General features: G+C 68.7%; 15 protein-coding genes. 13 read left to right on the forward strand and 2 right to left on the reverse strand.

Translation table 11 applies throughout. From position 1 onward, the window contains the following. The first annotated feature begins 233 nt into the window (after positions 1-233). The 3 genes from AB0368_RS36675 (at position 234) to AB0368_RS36685 (ending at position 4,028) form a co-directional block, all read left to right on the forward strand. Positions 234-1,850: a methyl-accepting chemotaxis protein gene (locus tag AB0368_RS36675; protein WP_366158651.1), complete on the forward strand. Its 1,617-nt coding sequence runs from the start codon at positions 234-236 to the stop codon at positions 1,848-1,850. Positions 1,851-2,038: 188 nt separating this feature from the next. Further along, complete coding sequence (locus AB0368_RS36680; RefSeq protein WP_366158652.1) at positions 2,039-2,587, forward strand: hypothetical protein; 549 nt, start codon at positions 2,039-2,041, stop codon at positions 2,585-2,587. 442 nt (positions 2,588-3,029) lie between these two features. Next, positions 3,030-4,028, forward strand: a complete 999-nt coding sequence (locus AB0368_RS36685) for a LuxR C-terminal-related transcriptional regulator (protein WP_366158653.1) — start codon at positions 3,030-3,032, stop codon at positions 4,026-4,028. Between the two features lie 160 nt (positions 4,029-4,188). Here the strand turns inward: AB0368_RS36685 and AB0368_RS36690 are convergent, their stop codons facing one another. Beyond that, a complete protein-coding gene (locus AB0368_RS36690; protein ID WP_366158654.1) occupies positions 4,189-5,382 on the reverse strand; it encodes a PQQ-binding-like beta-propeller repeat protein in 1,194 nt (397 codons plus the stop codon). Between the two features lie 184 nt (positions 5,383-5,566). On the opposite strand from AB0368_RS36690, the gene AB0368_RS36695 reads away from it, so the two are divergent. The 7 genes from AB0368_RS36695 to xylA all read left to right on the forward strand — a co-directional run bounded on the left by AB0368_RS36695 (position 5,567) and on the right by xylA (position 13,603). Continuing rightward, positions 5,567-5,797: a hypothetical protein gene (locus tag AB0368_RS36695; protein WP_366158655.1), complete on the forward strand. Its 231-nt coding sequence runs from the start codon at positions 5,567-5,569 to the stop codon at positions 5,795-5,797. Positions 5,798-6,025: 228 nt separating this feature from the next. Beyond that, positions 6,026-7,045 carry a substrate-binding domain-containing protein gene (locus AB0368_RS36700; RefSeq protein ID WP_366158656.1) on the forward strand — a complete coding sequence of 340 codons (1,020 nt, stop codon included), beginning with the start codon at positions 6,026-6,028 and terminating at the stop codon, positions 7,043-7,045. A gap of 164 nt (positions 7,046-7,209) precedes the next feature. Further along, positions 7,210-8,541, forward strand: coding sequence for an extracellular solute-binding protein (locus AB0368_RS36705; RefSeq protein ID WP_366158657.1), 1,332 nt, complete (start codon positions 7,210-7,212; stop codon positions 8,539-8,541). Then, entirely contained in the window at positions 8,538-9,461 is a 924-nt protein-coding gene (locus AB0368_RS36710; RefSeq protein WP_366158658.1) for a sugar ABC transporter permease, read from the forward strand. The genes AB0368_RS36705 and AB0368_RS36710 overlap by 4 nt, the downstream gene beginning before the upstream one ends. 1 nt (position 9,462) lies before the next feature. Beyond that, positions 9,463-10,335, forward strand: a complete 873-nt coding sequence (locus AB0368_RS36715) for a carbohydrate ABC transporter permease (RefSeq protein ID WP_366158659.1) — start codon at positions 9,463-9,465, stop codon at positions 10,333-10,335. Between the two features lie 20 nt (positions 10,336-10,355). Next, positions 10,356-12,323 (forward strand): right-handed parallel beta-helix repeat-containing protein, encoded by a 1,968-nt coding sequence (locus AB0368_RS36720; protein WP_366158660.1) that lies wholly within the window; start codon positions 10,356-10,358, stop codon positions 12,321-12,323. Positions 12,324-12,409: 86 nt separating this feature from the next. After that, complete coding sequence (gene xylA / locus AB0368_RS36725; RefSeq protein ID WP_366158661.1) at positions 12,410-13,603, forward strand: xylose isomerase; 1,194 nt, start codon at positions 12,410-12,412, stop codon at positions 13,601-13,603. 352 nt (positions 13,604-13,955) lie between these two features. Here the strand turns inward: xylA and AB0368_RS36730 are convergent, their stop codons facing one another. Beyond that, entirely contained in the window at positions 13,956-14,756 is an 801-nt protein-coding gene (locus AB0368_RS36730) for an SDR family oxidoreductase (protein ID WP_366158662.1), read from the reverse strand. Between the two features lie 80 nt (positions 14,757-14,836). On the opposite strand from AB0368_RS36730, the gene AB0368_RS36735 reads away from it, so the two are divergent. From AB0368_RS36735 to AB0368_RS36745, 3 genes are all read left to right on the forward strand, one after another. Continuing rightward, on the forward strand, positions 14,837-15,790 hold the full coding sequence (locus AB0368_RS36735) for a helix-turn-helix domain-containing protein (RefSeq protein ID WP_366158663.1): 954 nt from the start codon (positions 14,837-14,839) through the stop codon (positions 15,788-15,790). Positions 15,791-16,504: 714 nt separating this feature from the next. Then, positions 16,505-17,968, forward strand: coding sequence for an MFS transporter (locus AB0368_RS36740; protein WP_366158664.1), 1,464 nt, complete (start codon positions 16,505-16,507; stop codon positions 17,966-17,968). A 127-nt stretch (positions 17,969-18,095) separates the two neighbouring features. Further along, positions 18,096-19,784, forward strand: coding sequence for an MFS transporter (locus AB0368_RS36745; RefSeq protein ID WP_366158665.1), 1,689 nt, complete (start codon positions 18,096-18,098; stop codon positions 19,782-19,784). The last annotated feature ends 243 nt before the right edge of the window (positions 19,785-20,027 follow it).

Consider the following 20,027-nt stretch of genomic DNA (forward strand, 5'->3'; position numbering starts at 1 on the left):
TGGCAGCCGGGTGGTGACAGATTCGAGGGCGGCGGCACTCTGTCACCAGCCCTCGCTGTCCGCGCCGAGGGCTGTCCCGAAACGGTTTTTCGTCCACGGACGCGAGGCGGCGGTCCTGGCGGCCAATACGGAGGTCGGTGGTAGACCTGGGCAAGGGATGAGCCGGTCGTCCCCGCACGGACGTGGATCGACTGGTACTCAGGCGCCGGGCTGCACTGGCCGATGGGTACTACGTGCGCAAGCGTGTGCTCGACATGTCCGTGGGCGCCCGACTCGGTGGGGCCTTCCTGCTCGTTTGCCTCTTTCTCGTCGCCGTCGCGACCGCCGGCGTCTGGGGGGCACAGCGGCAGCGTGCAATGCAGGCAGATCTGAAGAGACTGCAGGCGCTGGCCGACCAGGTCCAGGAGTTGCGGTATCTGGACGCCGACATCAGCGGGTGGCAGGGGTATGTCTACTCCGAGGCGCTGGTGAGCGGCGGCGCCGAGGCGGTCAAACCCGACGCGTACAACCGGGCCGGGCTGCTGGAGTCGAAGGCCGCCGTCTACGCGTTGTTGCCGAAACTGGACCGGGGCGCCCTGACCACGGACGAACGCACCGAGTTCGATCGGCAGCGAGGGTTGTGGGACACCTACTTCAAGCTCGACGACCAGATGGTCGGCCTCATCGCGCAGGGCACGCATGCGACGCTGGCCAAGGCGTACGACATCCTGAACGAGCCGCTCGACACCGCCTGGAGCGACCTGCTGGACTCCACAGAGAAGATCCTGGCCTCCGTCGCCAAGCGGGTAGCGAACCTGACCACCGAGGTCGATCGGGTCGGTCGTCTGGTGATCAACACCGTGATCGCGGCGGGTCTGCTGGCCGTTCTCCTCGCCTTGCTGCTCAGCCGCCTCGTGACCCGCTCGGTGGTCCGGCCGTTGCGGCACTGCATCCGGATCCTGGGCCGGGTCGGCTCCGGTGACCTGACCGCACGGACCGGGCTCACGACCGGGGACGAGACCGGTCAGCTGGGCCGTGCGGTGGATGCCATGACCGCGGACCTGCGCCGCACGGTTGAGGCTCTGGCGGAGAGCGCGGACACGATGGCCCAGGCCTCGGCGAACCTGTCGACGGCCAGCGGCCGGCTCGCCGGCGGATCGGCGGCGGCTGCCGCGGAGGCGACCCGGGCTTCCGGTGCGGTGGATCAGATCGCGCACCACATCCAGAGCGTCGCGGGCGGGGCGGTGGAGATGGACGCCGCGATCGCCGAGATCGCCCGCAGTGCGGCGACCGCAGCTCAGGTCGGGCTCGAGGCGGTCAAGGCCGTCGAAGCCAGCTCGGCCACCGTGGCGGAGCTCGGCGTCTCATCGGCGGAGATCGGGGACGTGGTCAAGGCGATCACCGCCATCGCCGAGCAGACCAACCTGCTCGCGCTCAACGCCACCATCGAGGCCGCCCGCGCCGGCGAGGCCGGAAAAGGCTTCGCAGTGGTCGCCGGCGAGGTCAAGGATCTCGCTCAAGAAACTGCCAGAGCCACCCAGAACATCATCGTCCGGGTGCAGACCATCCAGAATTCGAGCGAGGCCGCGGTACGTGCGATCGGACGCATCCGGGACGTAGTGACAGAGATCGACTCCTACCAGTCCACAATCGCGGTGGCAGTGGAGGAACAGAGCGCCACCAGCCGGGAGATGAGCCGCGGCGTGACCGAGACGGTCGGCGGCACCTCGGAGGCGGCGGTGGCCGTGCAGGCTGTCGCGGCTGCGGCGCGGACCACAGACAAGGACGTCGATCAGGCCCGTTCCGCCGCGACCGAACTGGCTGCCCTGTCGGGCGAGCTCCGCGATCTGGTCGCACACTTCCAACTCTAACCCGGGCGTGCCTGACAACAGGGTGGGTGAGCTCGCCCCCGCGTATCGGTACTTTTTCCGATGCTCACGAACTCCACACCTCGGTACGGTCGCCACCGAACCAGCATCAATTGGTGGACGTCCGCCAACGCCGAACAGCTCACGATTGCGTCGTGTGGGGCTCTACCGTGACCGAAGGAGACCTGCACGTGTCGTCCAAGGAGAATGTAGGCGCCGCAGGCCTGCTGTCTCGGCTCGGCATGCTGGTCCAGGCGACGGTCCTGTCACCGGGTGACACGACCTTGCTGGAGCTGGCATTGGTGCAGGCGGTCGCGGCGATAGGGGCCGACTGCGCAATGCTCGGTATTCGACGCCGAGAGGTCCTCGACGTCACGCTGTTGTCCGGCGCCGGTGGGGCCACGCACGACATGGGGATCCTACAGGTGGGATCGCGGTATCCGCTGACCGACGCGATCGTGCAGGAAAGGTCGATCTGGCTGTCGTCGCCGCCGGAGATCAGGTCAGCCTATCCGTCTGCGGGGGGCCTTTGGGGACGGGCCATAGCTGTCGTCCCCTTGATGCTGCGCCACTGCCCGGTAGGCGCGATCGCGATCATCCATGAGACTGCCGTCCACCACCATTGCGGCTCTGAGCGTCTCTTTCTCACTGCCGTCGCGGACATCTGCGCGACCATGGTGGCGGATCCACAGGGCCACCCCTGGACAACCACAATGGCAGATCAAACACCGCCTCCGTAACCCTCCTGCAAGGCAGCGCAGACCAGCGAGTCGGCGAGCTCGGACCAGCGCCGATGCAGCGTTCGTGTGCCGTCTTGTGGTACCAGGTCCGGTGGCGGCAGCTCAACCTGGGGATACCGGTAGGTGAGCACGCGTATGCGGCGGCGCCGATGACACCCCACGGTGAGCGGGACGGTCCTTGTGGCAGTCGGAGTGGATCAGGGACGTCATGGCGCTTGGAGTACCTACCGCCGATTGTCGTCGTCGCCGTCGATGACGACCTGTGCCGCCGTCGCCGCGCTTCGCGCCGCCGAGGAGTAGCGAGCGCCGCAATCCGGTGAAACCGGTCCGGGACCGTTCCTCTTGGCCCCCGTACGACGGCATGATGGGGTAGAGCGCTTCCCTGTAGCCCTTCTCCGAAGGCGCAAAGTTGATGGTGAGGACACCGACCCACGGTGAACGCGTGGCGGCGGAGATCGCCGGCATCGCGTCGGCGCCCGGTCACCTGGAGGAGCGCGCACAGGCGCTGCTGGAGCCACTTCGATGGGTCACGCCGTACGACGCGGGCTTCATCACGCTGTTCGACCCGGAACGCCGCCAGCAGGTGCCGGCAGCGCGGCAAGGCTACACCTCTGCGGTGCAACGGTTTCTTGACAGTGACCAGTTCACCGACGACCTGGAACGCGTGGGCATGCAACGCAACGGCGTACCAGTAAGGCTCACAGACATGCCGGTACCGCCGGACACGCTGCCCTCGTGGTCTGAGCACCTGTATCCGGCCGGCTTCCGCGAGTGCCTGGGAATGGGCCTTTTCAGCCCCGACGGCCGCTACCTCGGCGTTGTGGGCTTCAACAGCGCAGACGCCCGACCGGTAAGCGATGAAACCTGCGCGCTTCTGTACCGGATCTCGCCCCTGATCGCCCGCGCGGTCGACCCGCTGCGCAGCATCGCGGTGGTGGGCAGCATCGTGACCGACGCCATCGCCGGGGTAGTGGTCACCCAGGCCGGCCACAGTATTCCGCTGCCAGGACTACCCGGCCATGCACAGCTGACCACCGGCTCCGCGACACTCGCCGCCGCGCAAGCCCGGCTGGTCGACGGGCCGGTGCATACCGTGTTCCTGTGCCCCAGGCACTGCGCCGACCCCGACGCAGGACTCCTGCGGGTGACCGCGCTGGCCTGTCCCCCGCAACCCCCCGGCCACCTGACCGCCGTGGTACTGCTGTCCCCACCCCCGCCGCTGCACGGCCTGACCCGCCGCGAACTGCAGGTCCTAGGCCTGCTGATCGAAGGCTGGACCAACGCCCGCATCGCCGCCGCCCTGACGGTCAGGATACGAACCATCACCGCTCACATAGAACACGTCATGGTTAAGCTGGACGCCACGTCGCGCACCATGGCGGCCATACGTGCAGTTCGAGCGGGCCTCTACATCCCAGCCGACACCCTCATCCTCAGGTAGTGATGCGACGGCACCTCCTTGCGGTCCGAAGAACAGCTGCCGCACGTGTACGTCGTTGACCAGCTCAGGGATGACCCGGCATCCGGTGTCTGTAGCCCAGCGTGGCGCTGCCAGTACACAGAGTGGCCAACTAACCTGACCGGGCCGGCGTGACGGTGGCTCAGAGGCCGTACGCCACGATCTTGCCGCCGTAGTTGATGTAGAGCTTGCCGCCGGCGACGACCGGGTGCCCGACAGCCGTGCGGTACGCGGCGCCGGAAACCACCTTCACTCCGTTCGCCGCGTTCAGGACGGCCATCGGCTTCGACGCGGCGATCACGCAGTAGAGCAGCCCGCCGGCGCGGATGGGCCGGCCGGCGGTCGAGGCCTGCGCCTTGCGCCACACCTTCCTGCCCCTGGCGGCGTCGTAGGCGCTCAGGCTTCTGGCTCTGGCCACGTACACGCGGCGGCCGTCCGCGCTGAGCTTTCCGCCGGCCTTGGCCACGGCCCAGGTGGTCGCGCCGGTCGACGCCTTCACCGCCAGCAGCGTGCCGGCCGGGTCGGTGACGTAGAAGCGGTCACCGGCCGGGTTCGCGGCCTGTGCCGTCCACGCCTTGCCCGTCTTCCACAGCTCGGCGCCCGAGGCGACGGCGACCGCAAGCGCGCCCTTACCCTTCGCGCGCGTCAGCAGCACGCGGCCGGTCGCGGAGGCGCCGGCCGACAGCAGGTAGTCCGCGCGGCCCCACAGGTAACTGCCGTCCCTGGCGCGTACAGCCTCGACCTGCGGGACACCGCGCCCGTCGTAGCCGGCCACGACGACCGTGCCCTTGTCGATCACCATGCTGGTGCTCCGCACGCCCACCGGGGAGTTCCACACCTCCTCGCCGGTCGCGGTGTCGTACGCCAGCAGCTTGGTGAGGTCGCCCTGACCCGGGCAGGGGGCGATCGCGAAGACCGCCAGGCCACCGACGACACCGATCTGCAGAACCACCTCGTCGTACGGCTGCTCGTAGCCGTACCCCCAGAGGTGCTCGCCCGTGTCGGCGTCGAACGCGCCGTAGCCGTCGCCGTCGCTGACGAAGGCGCGGCCGCCGGCGATGATCGGGCCGAGCATGTCGGGCCGGCAGTACTCGTCGGTCTCGCCGTCGCCGTACGCGGTCAGCGACCAGCGGTACCTCAGCGACCCGACGGTGCCGGCGTTCAGATCCGGCTCGTCCGGGTTGTAGCCGGTGTTGCCGGGCCCGTAGCCGTCCTGCGCCCAGGACGGCGAAGCAGCCCGCGGCGTGGCGGCACCCGCGATGCCGGATAGTGCCGTTCCGGATGCCGTGAGCAGCAGCGCCAGGACCGCCATCAGCACATGTCTTGTGGTCCGCATGATTACCGTCCCAGCGAAGGAGGAAAGATCAAGCCGGACGTTATTGACGTGTTGGCCGCCCCAAGGACCCTTTCCGGACAACGCGCCGCGCCGGAGCGGGACAATCACCCGATCAGGCTCGCCGGTCCGGCCGACCGCCCGGCTGCCGGGCCCTGCCGGCGTTCGGGCCGAGCCGATTCCGGACGTGTTCTCGGACATCGGTGGCCTTGACTACCCCAGGTGTGACCGGCTGCGTCTCGTCGGGCTTCCCGCCCGCGCCACCACGGTCACCCGCGCCACCACCGTCATCCTGGCCGCAGCAGCCACCCTGCCGGCCCTGGTCGCCGCGGCTCAGGCCGCCCGCCCCGACACCAGGCAGTCGCACATCACGGCGGTGGGACTGCATAACACCTACGAGAAGTACGCCTTCCCGTAGTTATCGCGCGGGCCGGCAACATGGCGTCGCCACGCCGGCACCGGATCTCGCCGCGGCGGGGGTCACCATTTCTCCGATCGCCCCGCTGCGCCGTCCCATTGGCTGTTCGCGCTGCTCGAGCAAGGATGGGGCGGCTCGGCGCCCTCCCGAAATATCCGAATGGGTGCTCGTCGCGCCCGTCGGAAACGATCTAGCCTTGCGATACCTTTCGAAGATCGGGGAGGCCTGGTGGAACGGCAAGCGCCCGCGCGTCGCGTCACGCTGGCCGCGGTGGCGCGGGAGGCGGGCGTCTCGGTGGCGACCGTGTCCAAGGTCGTCAACGGGCGAACGGACGTGGCTTCGGAGACCCGAACGCGCGTCGGTGAGCTTCTGACCCGGCATGGCTACGTCGCTCGCGGCGCCGGTGGCGTGCAGCCGACCACGCGTACGGTCGAGTTGTTGTTCGACGCCCTGCAGCCGCCGAACAACCTCGAGATCGCCCGGGGCGCCATCGAGGCCGCCGCCGCCGAGGATGTCGATGTGGTGGTCGGGATCGTCCCGGATGATCCTCTCGGTGCCGCCTGGACGCGACGCGTCTCGGCCGCCCGGCATCAAGGCGTCATCCTGGTCACCTCGGCCATGAGCGCACAGCAGTGGCAGCACTTCGTGGAGCGTGGCATCCCGGTCGTCGCGATCGATCCGATCAACGTGCCGAGCCGGGACGTGCCGAGCGTCGGCGCCACCAACTTCACGGGGGGCATGGAGGCCACTGCCCACCTGATCGGCCTCGGTCATCGGCGGATCGGCCTGATCGAGGGGCCGCCCGAGGCGATCGTCAGCATCGCGCGCTCACACGGATACCACGCCGCCCTGGCGGGGGCCGGCCTGACCGCCGAGCCCGAGCTGATCCGCGCCGCGGCGTTCACCTTCGATGCGGGTGTCGCCGCCGCCATGGAGATCTTGAGCCGGCAGGAACCGCCGACCGCCCTGCTGGCGTCAAGTGATCTGCAAGCGCTCGGGGCCCTCGAGGCGGCCCGCACCAGGGGCCTGCGAGTGCCGGAGGACCTCAGTGTCGTCGGCTTCGACGATATGCCGACGGCGTGCTGGTCCGCGCCCCCGCTGACAACGGTGCGGCAGCCGTTCGCCGAGATGGGACGGGTCGCGATGCGCCGCCTGCTGCGCCGCATCGCCGGTGAGCAGCTCGCGTCGCCGCGTATTGAGTTGGCGACCGAGATCGTGGTGCGTAAGTCGACTGCCCCGTACCGGTGAAGGTCGAGATCTTTTCGAAACTTCATCTTGATTTTTTCGAGAACTCGCGTTAATGCCCTCGCTTCGGTGGTATGCGGCCTGCGGAAGCCGACGCTGCCGACGCCCCGGGGAGCGCGCTCGCAGCGGTGATTCGGCGTGCGCGTTGACGACGAGGGAGTACCTCCATGAACGCCAAGAACCTGTCCCGAAGAGAGTTCCTCGGCCTGACGGCCGGAGCGGTCGGGACCGCGGCCCTGGCCGCCTGCGGCAGTTCGGGGCCGAGCAGCCAGTCGGGCGGCGGCCCGGGCGTCGCCTCCTACTGGTCGCTGTCCGGGCCGCCCGGCGAACCGATCCGCCGGGCTGCGATCGACCGGTTCAACAGCACGAACCCGACCACCAAGATCAGTGCCACGTTCTTCCAGAACGACGCGTACAAGCAGAAGATCAAGACGGCGATCGGCGCGGGTCAGGGCCCGACGATGATCTGGGGCTGGGGCGGCGGGGGCCTGAAGACGTACGTGACCGCCGGCCAAGTGGAGGACCTGACCGGCTGGTTAGCGCAGAACCCGGCGGTGAAGAACAAGATCTTCCCGGGGTCCTTCGGCGCGGCAACGGTCAACGACAAGATCTATGCAATGCCCGTCGAGACCGTGCAGCCGATCGTCCTGTTCTACAACAAGCAGGTCTTCGAGAAGGTCGGCGCCCAGCCCCCGCGTTCATGGGGCGAGCTCATGGCGCTGGTGCCCACATTCAACGCCGCGAAAATTGCGCCGATCTCGCTGGGTGGCCAGTCGCGCTGGACGAACATGATGTGGCTGGAGCTCCTGCTCGACCGCATCGGCGGCTCCCAGGTCTTCGACCGGGTCTTCGTCGGCGAGAAGAACGCCTGGTCCGACCCGGCCGTGCTGGACATGCTCACCAAGGTTCAGCAGCTCATCCAGGCCAACGGCTTCGTCAAGGGGTTCTCGTCGATCACCGCCGACTCGAACGCCGATCAGGCCCTGCTCTACACCGGCAAGGCCGCGATGATGCTGCACGGCTCGTGGTCGTACGGCATTCAGCAGGCGCAGGGCGGCGACTTCGTCAAGAGCGGCGGGCTGGGCTGGACGAGCTTCCCACCGGTCGAGGGTGGCAAGGGTGACCCGTCCGACCAGGTCGGCAACCCGGGCCAGTACTTGTCGATCTCGTCCAAGGCGACCGCCGCGGCGAAAGATGTCGCGAAGAAATTCATGTCGACCACGTTGCTGGACAACCAGGAGGTCGCGGGCTGGGTCAAGTCGGGTGGGGTGCCGATCATCGAGGGCAGCGACGCACAGCTGGGCACTTCGCCCGACGCGCAGTTCTTGAAGTTCATCTACGACGTGTCGAGCAAGGCGAAAGTGTTCGCCCAATCCTGGGACCAGGCGTTGAGCCCGACCGCCGCGGAGACGCTGCTGGACAACATTGCCAAGCTGTTCCAGATGCAGATCACCCCGCAGCAGTGGGTGGACAGCATGAACGGGGTCATCGGAAAATGACCACGCTCGCTCCTCCCGCCGTCCCCGTGAAGCAGCCGACCACCGCGCAGAGCGCACACCGCCGCTCCATCCTGTGGATGGCGCTGCCCGCACTGCTGATCTTCCTGGTGTTCGGCGTCCTCCCACTGTTCGGCGTGCTCGCCCTCAGCTTCACGACCTGGGACGGCATCGGCGCGATCATGCCGTCCGGCTTGACCAGCTGGCGTGCCACGCTGACCGATCCTGGGCTCCCGCACGCGTTGCGGGTCACCTTCGTGATCATGGTGCTGTCCTGGGCGGTGCAGACGCCACTGTCCATCCTCATCGGCGTGTTCACGGCCACGCACAAGCGGTACCGTGCCGTGCTGGCGGTGCTCTACTTCGTCCCGCTGCTGCTGTCCTCGGCCGCCATCTCGATCACCTACAAGGCGCTGCTCGACCCGAACTTCGGGCTCGGCACCGGCCTGCACGTCCCGTGGCTCAACAAGGACTGGCTCGGTGACCCGACGCTCGCCATGGGTGTGCTGATCTTCGTGATCTCCTGGCAGTACATCCCGTTCCACTCCCTGATCTACCAGGGCGCCGTCCGCCAGATCCCGGTCAGCATGTACGAGGCCGCGCAGATCGACGGCGCCGGCCGGGCCCGGCAGTTCTGGAGCATCACGCTGCCTCAGCTCAAGTACACGATCATCACGTCCTCGACGCTGATGGTGGTCGGCTCGCTGACCTTCTTCGACCTGATCTACGTGCTGACCGCCGGCGGCCCCGGCGACGCCACCCGCGCCCTCGCGCTCGAGATGTACCAGGTCGGCTTCCAAGCCAACCTGATGGGCCCAGCCAGCGCCATCGCCGTCATCCTCGTCCTGGTCGGCCTGCTGCTGGCCCAGGTGCTGCGCCGCCTCGGAGGCAAGGGCGACGAGAGCCAGCTGGAAGGAGCCTGACATGGCAACCGTCTCGCACGCGGCGCCCGCCCGGCGCGGTGGCACGGCCGGCCGGATCCTGCGGCTCAACTGGATCGGTGGCACCTTCGGCTGGATCTGGCTGCTGATCGTGATGCTCCCGATCTACTGGATCGTCGTCACCAGCCTCAAGACCCAGGCGAACTACTTCACCACCAACCCCTTCGCCCCGCCGAGCGACCCGACGCTGGCCAGCTACCGTACGGTGCTCGAGAACCAATTCGTCCAGTACTTCGTCAACAGCGTCATCGTCACCGTCGGCGCGATCGTCCCCGCCGTCGCGATCTCGTTCATGGCGGCCTACGCGATCGTCCGTGGCACCGGAATCCGTCTGCTGCGCATGACCAACTCGCTGTTCCTGCTGGGTCTCGCGATCCCTCTGCAAGCGGTGATCATCCCGGTCTACCTGATCATCATCCGGCTCCAGCTGTACGACACGCTACTGGCGATCATCCTGCCGTCGATCGCCTTCGCCATCCCGCTCTCGGTGCTCGTGCTTTCCAACTTCATCCGCGACGTACCCAACGAGCTCTTCGAGTCCATGCGGGTGGACGGGGCGACCGAATGGACCACGCTGTGGCGGCTGGCTTTGCCCCTCACCCGGCCCGCGCTAGTCACCGTCACGATCTACAACGCGCTGGGCATCTGGAACGGGTTCCTGCTGCCGCTGATCCTCACCCAGAGCCCCGGCACTCGCACCATGCCGCTGGCGCTATGGACATTCCAGGGGCAGTTCGGCGTGGACGTGCCGGCTATCGCGGCCTCGGTCACGCTCACCACCCTCCCCATCATGCTCATGTACGCGATCGGCCGTCGCCAGCTGCTCAGTGGACTCACCGCCGGCTTCGGCAAGTAACGACGGAAGGGCCCGAGGACATGACGACGCAGCTGCACGTGGCGACCACCGGATCCGACGACGCCGACGGCTCGGCGCAGCGGCCCGTGCGGACGATCAACCGGGCGGCGACGCTCGCCCGACCCGGAGACACCGTGGTCGTACACGCCGGCGAGTACCGGGAATGGGTGAAACCGCAACGCGGCGGGCTGAGCGACGCCCGGCGCATCACCTACGCGGCCGCCGAGGGCGAGCACGTGACGATCAAGGGCTCCGAACGGATCACCGGCTGGGTCTCCGACGGCGGGACGGTCTGGCGGGCGAGCGTGCCCAACGCGCTGTTCGGCGACTTCAACCCGTACGCCGAGGAGGTCGACGGCGACTGGGTCGTCTATGCCGAGAAGGCGCCTCGCAAGCACCTGGGCGACGTCTACCTCAACGGCCTGAGCTTCTATGAGGCAGGTTCGCGGGCCGAGGTCTCCGACCCGGAGAAGCGGACCGAGATCGTCGACAACTGGACCGGCGTCACCGACCGCGTCCGCAACCCGGAGCAGACGCAGCTCGTCTGGTATGCGGACGTGGGCGTCGAGGAGACCACGATCTGGGCCAACTTCCAAGGAGCCGACCCCAACGCCGAGCTCGTCGAGATCAACGTACGCCGGTCGGTGTTCTACCCCGCCGTGCCGCACCTCGACTACATCACCGTGCGCGGCTTCGAGCTGGCCCAGGCCGCCACGCCCTGGACGCCGCCGACCGCCGACCAGCCCGGCCTGATCGGCCCGAACTGGGCCAAGGGCTGGATCATCGAGGACAACGTCATCCACGACGCCAAGACCTCGGCGATCTCGATCGGCAAGGAGGCGTCGACCGGGCACAACTACGCCACCGAGCGCGGCGACAAGCCCGGCTACCAGTACCAGCTCGAGTCGGTCTTCCTGGCCCGGCAGATCGGCTGGGACAAAGAGCACATCGGCTCGCACATCATTCGCCGCAACACCATTTCCGACTGCGGGCAAAACGGCATCGTCGGCCACCTCGGCTGCGTGTTCTCCACCATCGAGGACAACCACATCTTCAACATCGCGCTGAAACGGGAGTTCTACGGGTACGAGATCGGCGGCATCAAGTTGCACGCGGCGATCGACGTGGTGATCCGGCACAACCGCATCCACGACTGCTCGCTCGGCACGTGGCTGGACTGGCAGACGCAGGGCACGCGGATCAGCCGCAACCTCTACCACGACAACCGGCGCGACCTGTTCATCGAGGTCAGCCACGGCCCGTACCTCGTGGACCACAACGTGCTGGCCTCGCCGGCTTCGGTGGAGCTGTGGAGCCAGGGCGGCGCCTTCGTCAACAACCTGATCCTCGGTACCGTGCGGGTCGAGCCGGTGATGGACCGGGCCACCCCGTACCACCGCCCGCACAGCACCCAGGTCGCCGGCTACGCGTTCATCGTCGGCGGTGACGACCGGTGGATCGGCAACCTCTTCGTCGGAGGAGATCCGGCGACGGCGTACGCCGCCAAGCCGGAAGGCGTCGCTCCGGCGCACGCGGGCACCGCCGGCTACGACGACTACCCGGCCTCGTTCGAGGAGTACCTGCGGCGCATCGACGAGCAGCCGCCGGGTGACCACCAGCGCTTCCTCAACGTCAGGCAGGCGGTCTATGCCCGGCACAACGTCTATGCCGCCGGTGCCCGGCCGTTCGCCGGCGAGCGGGATCCGGTCGCCCTGGAGGGCGCGTCCGCTTCGGTCGTCGAGGAGGGCGGCGCGGTGTACCTGGTAACCGACCTGCCGGAGGGCTTAGACGGCGCCGGTCCCGGGGCGGTCGGCGGTCGGGATCTCGAGCGGGTCCGCTTCGCCGACGCCGAGTTCGAGGAGCCCGACGGCCGCCCCGCCGTCATCGACACCGACCTGACCGGCACCCGCAAGGAGCCGGGGCGGGCGTATGCGGCGGGTCCGCTCGCCGGCCTCGCCGCGGGAAGCGCCCGCGCCCGCATCTGGTGACAGTGTTGGCGGTGGCCGACCCGTTTGAGGAGCCACCGCAGTGGCATGCACTCAACTGAACTGAACCGCTTACCTGGGAGGCACCCATGACGCCTCGGCCGACACGCGAGGACAAATTCAGCTTCGGACTCTGGACGGTGGGATGGCAGGCCCGTGACCTGTTCGGCGAGGCCACCCGCCCAGTACTGGCCGCCGTGGAAGCGGTACACAAGCTGGCGGAGATCGGCGCCTACGGCATCACCTTCCACGACGACGACCTGATCCCGCCGGGCAGCAGCAGCAGCAGCAGCGAGCGTCAGCGGATCATCGAGGAGTTCAAGGCCGCGCTGGCCGAGACCGGCCTCGAGGTCCCCATGGTCACCACGAACCTGTTCGGCGACCCCGTGTTCAAGGACGGCGGCTTCACCAGCAATGACCGGTCGGTCCGGCGGTACGCCGTGCGGAAGGTCATGCGGAACATGGACCTGGCCGCCGAGCTCGGTGCGCAAATCTACGTGTTCTGGGGCGGCCGGGAAGGCTCCGAGGTCGACTTCGCCAAGGACGTACGGGCGGCACTGGACCGTTACCGCGAGGCCATCGACCTGCTCGCGCAGTACTCCATCGACCGGGGTTACGGCATGCGGTTCGCCATCGAGCCCAAGCCGAACGAGCCGCGCGGTGACATCCTCCTGCCCTCGATCGGGCACGCCCTCGCGTTCATCAACCAGCTCGAGCACAAGGACATGGTCGGGATCAACCCGGAGACCGGGCATGAACAGATGGCGACTTTGAACTACACCCACGGCATCGCCCAGGCGCTGTGGGAGGGAAAGCTGTTCCACATCGACCTCAACGGGCAGAAAGGGCCCCGATACGACCAGGACCAGGTGTTCGGGTACGGCGACCTCATCCAGGCCTTCTCCACGGTCGACCTGCTGGAGAACGGCGCGCCCGGTGGCGGCCCTGTCTACGACGGTGACCGTCACTTCGACTACAAGCCGCTGCGTACCGAGGACATGGACGGCGTTTGGGCGTCCGCCCGGGCCAACATGGAGCTGTACCTGACGCTGCGGGAGCGTGCGCGGGCGTTCCGGGCCGATCCCGAGGTCCAGGAGGCCTTGACGGCCGCCGGCGTGGCCGAGCTGAGCCGGCCGACTCTGGACGAGGGCGAGACGCACGAGAAGCTCATGTCAGACCGGGGGGCCTTCGAGGACTACGACGTGGAGGCCGCGCGCACCAAGGGCTACGGCTTCGCCGAACTGCAGCGGCTGGCGATGGAACACCTGCTCGCCGTGCGCTGACCACACCCGCGAACCGGAGCGCTGTGTCGAAGGCCGGCTTGCACGTCCGCGACGCTGACCTCGAGAAGTGCGGCCGCCTGCAATAAACGTCCACGACAGACACGGTGGTGGCACGCCGGACCGCTACGTTACCGAAACCAACTGGCGTTCCACGTCGGCGAGGTGCCGTAACAGACGCGGCACGCCGCCGCGCGGCGCCAGCCGAGGCGAACGCCGTCGAGGGCGCCAAGGGAGGGCGATGGCGGAACAGCGTCGCCGCTTCGCCATCGCCGGTCGGCGAGCGCACCATGGGCAGCATCGACAAACTCACGGTCAGTTCACCGACGGGGCGTCCAACCTGGCCGAGTCGGTGTCATGCCCGGTAGAGGTCGGCCTGACCGTTCGACGCGGTGAGGCCGCCGTCGACCGGGATGTGCGCCCCGTTCACGTACGAGGCGTCGGGGCCGGCGAGGAATGCGACGACCGCGGCGATCTCCACGGGCTCGCCGGGTCGGCCCATCGGCACCCGGTCGTCGTACCGGCCGCGCAGCGGCGTCCCGTCGGCAAGGGCCACGCGGATGAGGTCGCTGCTGAGGGTGACACCGGGGTGGACGGCGTTGACCCGGACTTCGTGGCCGTGGTCCAGTGCCATCGCGTTGGTCAGGTTGGTCACTGCTCCCTTGGTAGCGTTGTAGGCGGCCTGCTGCCAGTCGCCACGGATCGCACCGACGGACCCGATGTTGACGATGCAGCCGCGCACGGCACGCAGGTGCGGCAGGGCGGCCCGCGAGGCGAAAAAGACCCCGTCGACGTTGACGCTCATCATCGCGCGGTATCCCGCTGGCTCGACGCTTGCAGCGGTCCCGGGCAGGGCGAGGCCTGCGTTGTTGACCAGCACGTCCAGCCGCCCGAACCGCTTGGCGATGCCGTCCATGACCGCGGTGACGGCGTCGAGGTCCGAGACGTCGCCGGCCCAGGCGTGCATGTCCGCGCCCACAGGGCCGTTCTCGATCGCCTGGTGCAGGGTGTTCTCGGTACGCCCGACGAACACTGTGGTGTACCCGTCGGCCGCGAAGCGGTACGCGATCGGGGCACCGAGCCCTCCGCCGGCGCCCGTGATCACGGCCACCCGGCCTCGGTTGTGGCCTTGAGTATTACTGTCCTGGGTTGTCATGATGCCGAACCCTAGGAAGATCGACAGGGTCCGGGCTTGAACGCAAGCGTCACCCCCGCCGGAAGATCTGCGACACAGCGATGAGCGATACGACCTCAGGAGCCTATGACCTGCGGACCACCGACTTCGGCGACTTCACGCAGCAGTGGCACGCGCTGACCGGCGGGGGCTTCCCCATGCCCGCGTTCAGCCCGGCAACCATGACCAACTTCCGCGTGCGGTTCCGCGCCACCAGGGTGCGGGACGTGGCGATCACCACGGCAGACGGGCCGTCGGCCGTCCGCACGGCGGGCGGCCCGGGCCGGGGCGAGGACCACGTCCGGCTGTGGCTCGTCAGCCGCGGCGAGTGGGCGCTCGGCGACTCCCGGGAAGACTCCGAGCTGACCGTACCGGCCGGGGGTTTCGTCCTTCGGCACGTCGGGCGGCTGTCCCACTTCGCGACACCGCCGCACACGACGGCGCAGGTCTTCGTGCTGCCGGGCGCCGCCCTCACACCTCTGCTGCGCGGCCGCGTGGTGACCGGGTCCGTCGCCTCCGCCGAGGTACGCCTGCTGGTCGCGCACGCCGGCATGGTCCACCGGACGCTGCCCGCGCTCGGCCCGGCGGGCGTCGAAGCCGCCCGGGACACGCTCGTCGAACTGGCCCGGGCGGTGGCGCGGCACGGGCTCGACGCCGCGGACCCCCGCCTGGCACCCACGCTGGCCCAAGCGGCGAAGGACCTCGCGGCGCGCCGGCTCACCGATCCCGGCCTCTCGCCGGCGATGCTGGCCCACGAGCTCAACGTCTCCGTCCGTACCCTGCAGCGCGCCTTCGCCGCCGAGGAGCAGCAGGTGGCCACCTGGATCCGCGACCGGCGCCTCGACGAGGCCCGCGCGGCCCTCGCCGGAGGCCGATGGAGCATCTCGGAGATCGCCGCGCGCTGGCAGTTCGCGGACGGCAGCCACTTCACCCGGACCTTCAAACAGCGATACGGCCGCACGCCCGCCGAGTACGCCCGCGAGCTACACCAGGACGCGCCAGCAGAACCACGCTGATCGAACAACCGCGTTGCCATGGTTTGCCCACTTGCGCCGATGGCAGGCGCGCACCCGCTCATACGCCTCCAGCCCGTCCAGAAGACCAGCGTGCTGGCGAACGCCAAGCCGTACAGACCGAGGACGGGCGGCAGGGTGCGCCGTGCGGCATCGCCGGCGACCGCGCCTCGGCGGCCGTGCACGGGCGGGAGGCAGCCGCACCCTACGCGCCATGGTGTCCTACTCGACAAAGGTGTCCCGCTGCAGCTGTTTGAGCGTGTCCTTCCGGAACGACGGCGGACCCGGGCGCTCTTGAGGTTGTCCTCCGCCTGCGAAGTTGGGCTTCTTGCCGCCGATGGTGGCGTAGCGTCGAGTCTTGCCATCGAAGATGCACCACCGCTGGAGTGGGTGGCACGGCGGGTTTCCTGTCCATACCCGCGCCTTCGAACGCGCCCCCGGGTCCGACGAACCACATGATCGGCGGGTTCGCCAGTACGGCGAACGATGCCTCGGGAGTGGCGTACGTCGCAGCCAGAGGAGCGAAGTTTGCCTCGTCAACTACCGAACACACCGTGAGGAGTATTCGAGCTTGCGAGTTTGAGCTTCCAGATTCTTGTTGGCGGGCGTCCGGCCTGGCCAGCCGTACGGTAGGGAGACAACGCCGTGGGATCTCCAGCCCTCGCTTCGCAGCGCGGCCGTGACACGGTGCTGATTTTCGCGCTCGGACTTGCCTCCATGGTCGTGTCAGTGATGCTGACCCTCGTCGTGCCGATCCTCGGACTGATGCAGCAGGCGCTGCACACGAGCGTCGCCAACATCAGCTGGGTGGCCACGGCGACGCTGCTTTCCGCCGCGGTCTTTACCCCGCTGTTCGGCCGCCTCGGCGATCAGTACGGCAAGAAGCCCACCATGGTGGTCGTCATGGGGGTCATGGTCGCGGGTTGTGTCCTGGCGGCGACCACCCACTCGTTGAGCTGGTTGATCGTTGCCCGGGTGCTGCAGGGCGCCGCCACAGCGATCTTCCCGCTCGCCCTGTCCGTGCTGCGCGAGGAGGTGCAGCCCGAGCGGTTGCCCACCGCCATGGCCCTGATCAGCGGCACACTCGCCTTCGGCAGCGGCGTGGCACTGGTCCTGACCGGTCTGCTCACCCACGGTCCGGGGACGGACTACCACCGGGTGTTCTGGCTGGCCACCGCGCTCGCGGTCCTCGCTCTAGCCGCCGTCGTCGTCCTGGTCCCCTCCGGGCCGGCCCGTACCGGTGGCCGCGTCGACGTCCTCGGCGCGGCGACCTTGGCCGCAGCACTCGTGCTGCTGTTGCTGCCGATCTCTCAGGGGCAGGCGTGGGGTTGGACAGGTCCGCGGACGGTGGCCTGCTTCGTCGGCGCGGCGGCCATGGCCACCGTCTGGGTCCTGGTCGAGCGCAGAGTACGCGAACCCCTCGTCGATCTCCGGATGTTCGTCCGCCGCCCGGTGCTGTTCACCAACCTGGCTGGGCTGTTCGTGGGCTTCGGTATGTTCGCCCACTTCATCGGCGTGTCGTATCTGGCCCAGACGCCGGCGACCCTCACCGGATACGGATTCGGCGCCTCGGTGCTTCGCACGTCGGTGCAGTACCTGCTGCCATCGGCGATCGTGGCGCTGTTCGCCGCGCAGCTCGGCGGCTCGCTGGTCCGCCGGTTCGGGGCCCGGTCGACGTTGGCCCTCAGCGCGGTGGCCGGCGGTGGCGGCTTCGCCTGTCTGACCCTCGCGCACGACACTCCGTTCTCGGTCATCGGCGCCGGCATGGCGGTCGGTGCCGGCGTCAGCCTCGGCTACGCCGCGATGCCCGCGCTCATCGTGGCCAATGTCGCGCCGCACCAGAGCGGTATCGCCAACGGCATCAACTCGATCTCGCGCACGGCCGGCAGCGCGATCGGCAGCGCCGTTGTCATGTCGCTGCTCGCCTCCAATCCCATCGCCCATCTGTCGCCGGGCACGCCCGCGCTACCGTCCGAGCGGCAGTTCACGATCAGCTTCGCCATCGCCGGCGTCGCCTTCGGCCTGGTTGCGATCATCTGCCTGCTCGGCCTGCGCACCTCGCCGTCCCGGCCGGCGAGCGAGATACCGGCCGACGCCTCGGACGCGGGACCCGCCGAAGTCACCGGGGTCCCTGAGGCCACGCCTGACCTGCACCCGGCCGTCCGGGGCCGCTCCGCATAGGGCGACCCGGCACCGCCGTTCTCCGAGCCGTCCGTGACGTGGCCGGTGGAGCTCACGGGCGCATGCTTGCATCGAGTGGCCGTCGGCGGGCGGCGCGGCGACGGTTGACCCGCGGGTCCGCCGAGACGTGGTCGACGGCGTGCAGCCTGTGCCGGACGATGGCCGGGCCAGCAATCGGGCGGAGTGTCGCCCTGACCGCGACGGCGATTCCAGCCGTATCCGCCGGCGTCGGCCGCCCGCGGAACGGACGTTTTCGGTACGGCACCACCAGCGGAACGATACGTTGGAACCCGAATCGGGGAACCCGTGCCCGGCGGCTCATCACTGCCGGGAACTGCCGGATCGCCGAGGCGCCAGTCGGTCATTTCACTCGCTTCCGGTGAGGTGTGGTAGCGGTCCCACCGGGCTTTTGAGCCGTAGGACTGGCAGCCGGGAATCGGCGATGGCGAATCGCCCGCCTGACGCTCGGGAGGACCACATGACCGCCAGCGATACCCGGACCACGATGTCCGCGGCCGACCGGCTGGATCGGGCCGGCACCCGGACGGGCCCGATTCTGGCGCTGCTGTTCGCCGCAAACCTTCTGAACTTCTATGACCGGACGATTCCGGCCATCATCGTCGAACCCCTCAAGGCCGAGTTCGGGCTGTCCGACGCCCAGATCGGGCTGCTCAGCGCCGCGTTCACCCTGGTGTACGCAATCGTGGGTATCCCGCTCGGCCGGTTTGCCGACCGGAGGTCCCGTCGGGTGATCCTTTCGGTAGGCCTGGTCACGTGGAGCCTGTTCACCGGCATCAGCGGGCTGGCGACGACGTTCGCCGTCCTGCTCGCCATCCGGGTGCTGGTCGGGATCGGTGAGTCCAGCTTTGCCCCGGCGGCGAACTCGATGATCGGCGACCTGTACCCGTCGGACCGTCGAGGCCGCGCCGTGGGCCTGCTGCAACTCGGCCTTCCCCTCGGGCTGGTGCTCGCCTTCTTCACCGTCGGCGGTATTACGGAGGCATTCGGCACGTGGAGGGCGGCGTTCTTCATCGCCGCAGTCCCCGGCCTGATCATCGCAGTCCTGTTCGCGTTCATCCGGGAACCGCGACGCGGTGCCGCCGAGTCCGCCGGAACATCGACCGGCGAGGTTGACCGGCCGTTTCACCGGCTCCTGCGCGTGCGCACACTGTGGTGGCTGGTGCTCGCCGCCATCGGCTCCCAGGTGGCGGCGTACGCCGTGGCGACCTTCAGCGTGCCGTTGTTCCAGCGCCACTTCGGCATGAGCCTGCCTACCAGTGGTCTGCTCACCGGGATCACCATCGGCCTCACCGGAGTGGCCGGCCTGCTCGTCGGTGGACGGATCGCAGACCGGGCAAGCCGCCGATCCGCCGCCGGACGCGTCTACGTCGGCGCGTCCGCGCTGCTCCTGGCAGCTCCGCTCACGCTCGGCGCGCTGCTGTTGGGCGAGGATCACGTCGCTCTGTTCGTCATCATATTCTCCGTCGGCTGGCTACTGCAGTACGCCTACTACACCGCCGCCTACCCGGCCATCGCCGACGTCGTCGGCCCGCGGCTGCGGGGCACGGCCGTGTCGATCTATCTCGCCGCGTCGTACCTCCTGGGCGGGGCCGTCGGCCCGGTCCTCGCGGGCGCGCTCTCCGACCGGTTCGCAGCCGCCGCGACAGATCTGACCGCATCGGAGGCGGCGGCGCACGGTCTGCGTCTGAGCCTGACGATCGTCATTCCGGCAAGCCTGCTGTTGGCCGCGGCCGGGTTGCTCGGCGCAGCGAGGCACGTCATCCGCGACCAAGCGCGGATGCACGCCGCGTCTTGAGACCCCGAACGTCGGCCCCCGGTGTTGCATCCGGCCGAAACTCGCTCCCTTCTGCCGATCGGGGCTCGAGCAGTCACATCACCCAGTGTCGTGGTCATCACGAGGCCTTCCTCGCCCCCGGTGCGCCAGGCCGGAGACACCGAAAGATCCAGTGTCACCCTTGATCGGTCCGACGGGTTCGCTCCACCTGTTTGCTGCCTTCGTGGCTGTTGTGAATTCTGCGGCTCGGCGGACGCGAAGGAC

This window comes from Actinoplanes sp. NPDC051475, from assembly GCF_040689425.1.
Lineage (GTDB): Bacteria > Actinomycetota > Actinomycetes > Mycobacteriales > Micromonosporaceae > Actinoplanes.

Excerpts from the sequence above, each read along its gene's own strand:
- AB0368_RS36690 (WP_366158654.1), bottom strand. The coding sequence starts at position 5,382 with ATGCGGACCACAAGACATGTGCTGATGGCGGTCCTGGCGCTGCTGCTC.
- AB0368_RS36705 (WP_366158657.1), top strand. The coding sequence starts at position 7,210 with ATGAACGCCAAGAACCTGTCCCGAAGAGAGTTCCTCGGCCTGACGGCC.
- AB0368_RS36710 (WP_366158658.1), top strand. The coding sequence starts at position 8,538 with ATGACCACGCTCGCTCCTCCCGCCGTCCCCGTGAAGCAGCCGACCACC.
- AB0368_RS36715 (WP_366158659.1), top strand. The coding sequence starts at position 9,463 with ATGGCAACCGTCTCGCACGCGGCGCCCGCCCGGCGCGGTGGCACGGCC.
- AB0368_RS36720 (WP_366158660.1), top strand. The coding sequence starts at position 10,356 with ATGACGACGCAGCTGCACGTGGCGACCACCGGATCCGACGACGCCGAC.
- xylA (WP_366158661.1), top strand. The coding sequence starts at position 12,410 with ATGACGCCTCGGCCGACACGCGAGGACAAATTCAGCTTCGGACTCTGG.
- AB0368_RS36730 (WP_366158662.1), bottom strand. The coding sequence starts at position 14,756 with ATGACAACCCAGGACAGTAATACTCAAGGCCACAACCGAGGCCGGGTG.
- AB0368_RS36735 (WP_366158663.1), top strand. The coding sequence starts at position 14,837 with ATGAGCGATACGACCTCAGGAGCCTATGACCTGCGGACCACCGACTTC.
- AB0368_RS36740 (WP_366158664.1), top strand. The coding sequence starts at position 16,505 with ATGGTCGTGTCAGTGATGCTGACCCTCGTCGTGCCGATCCTCGGACTG.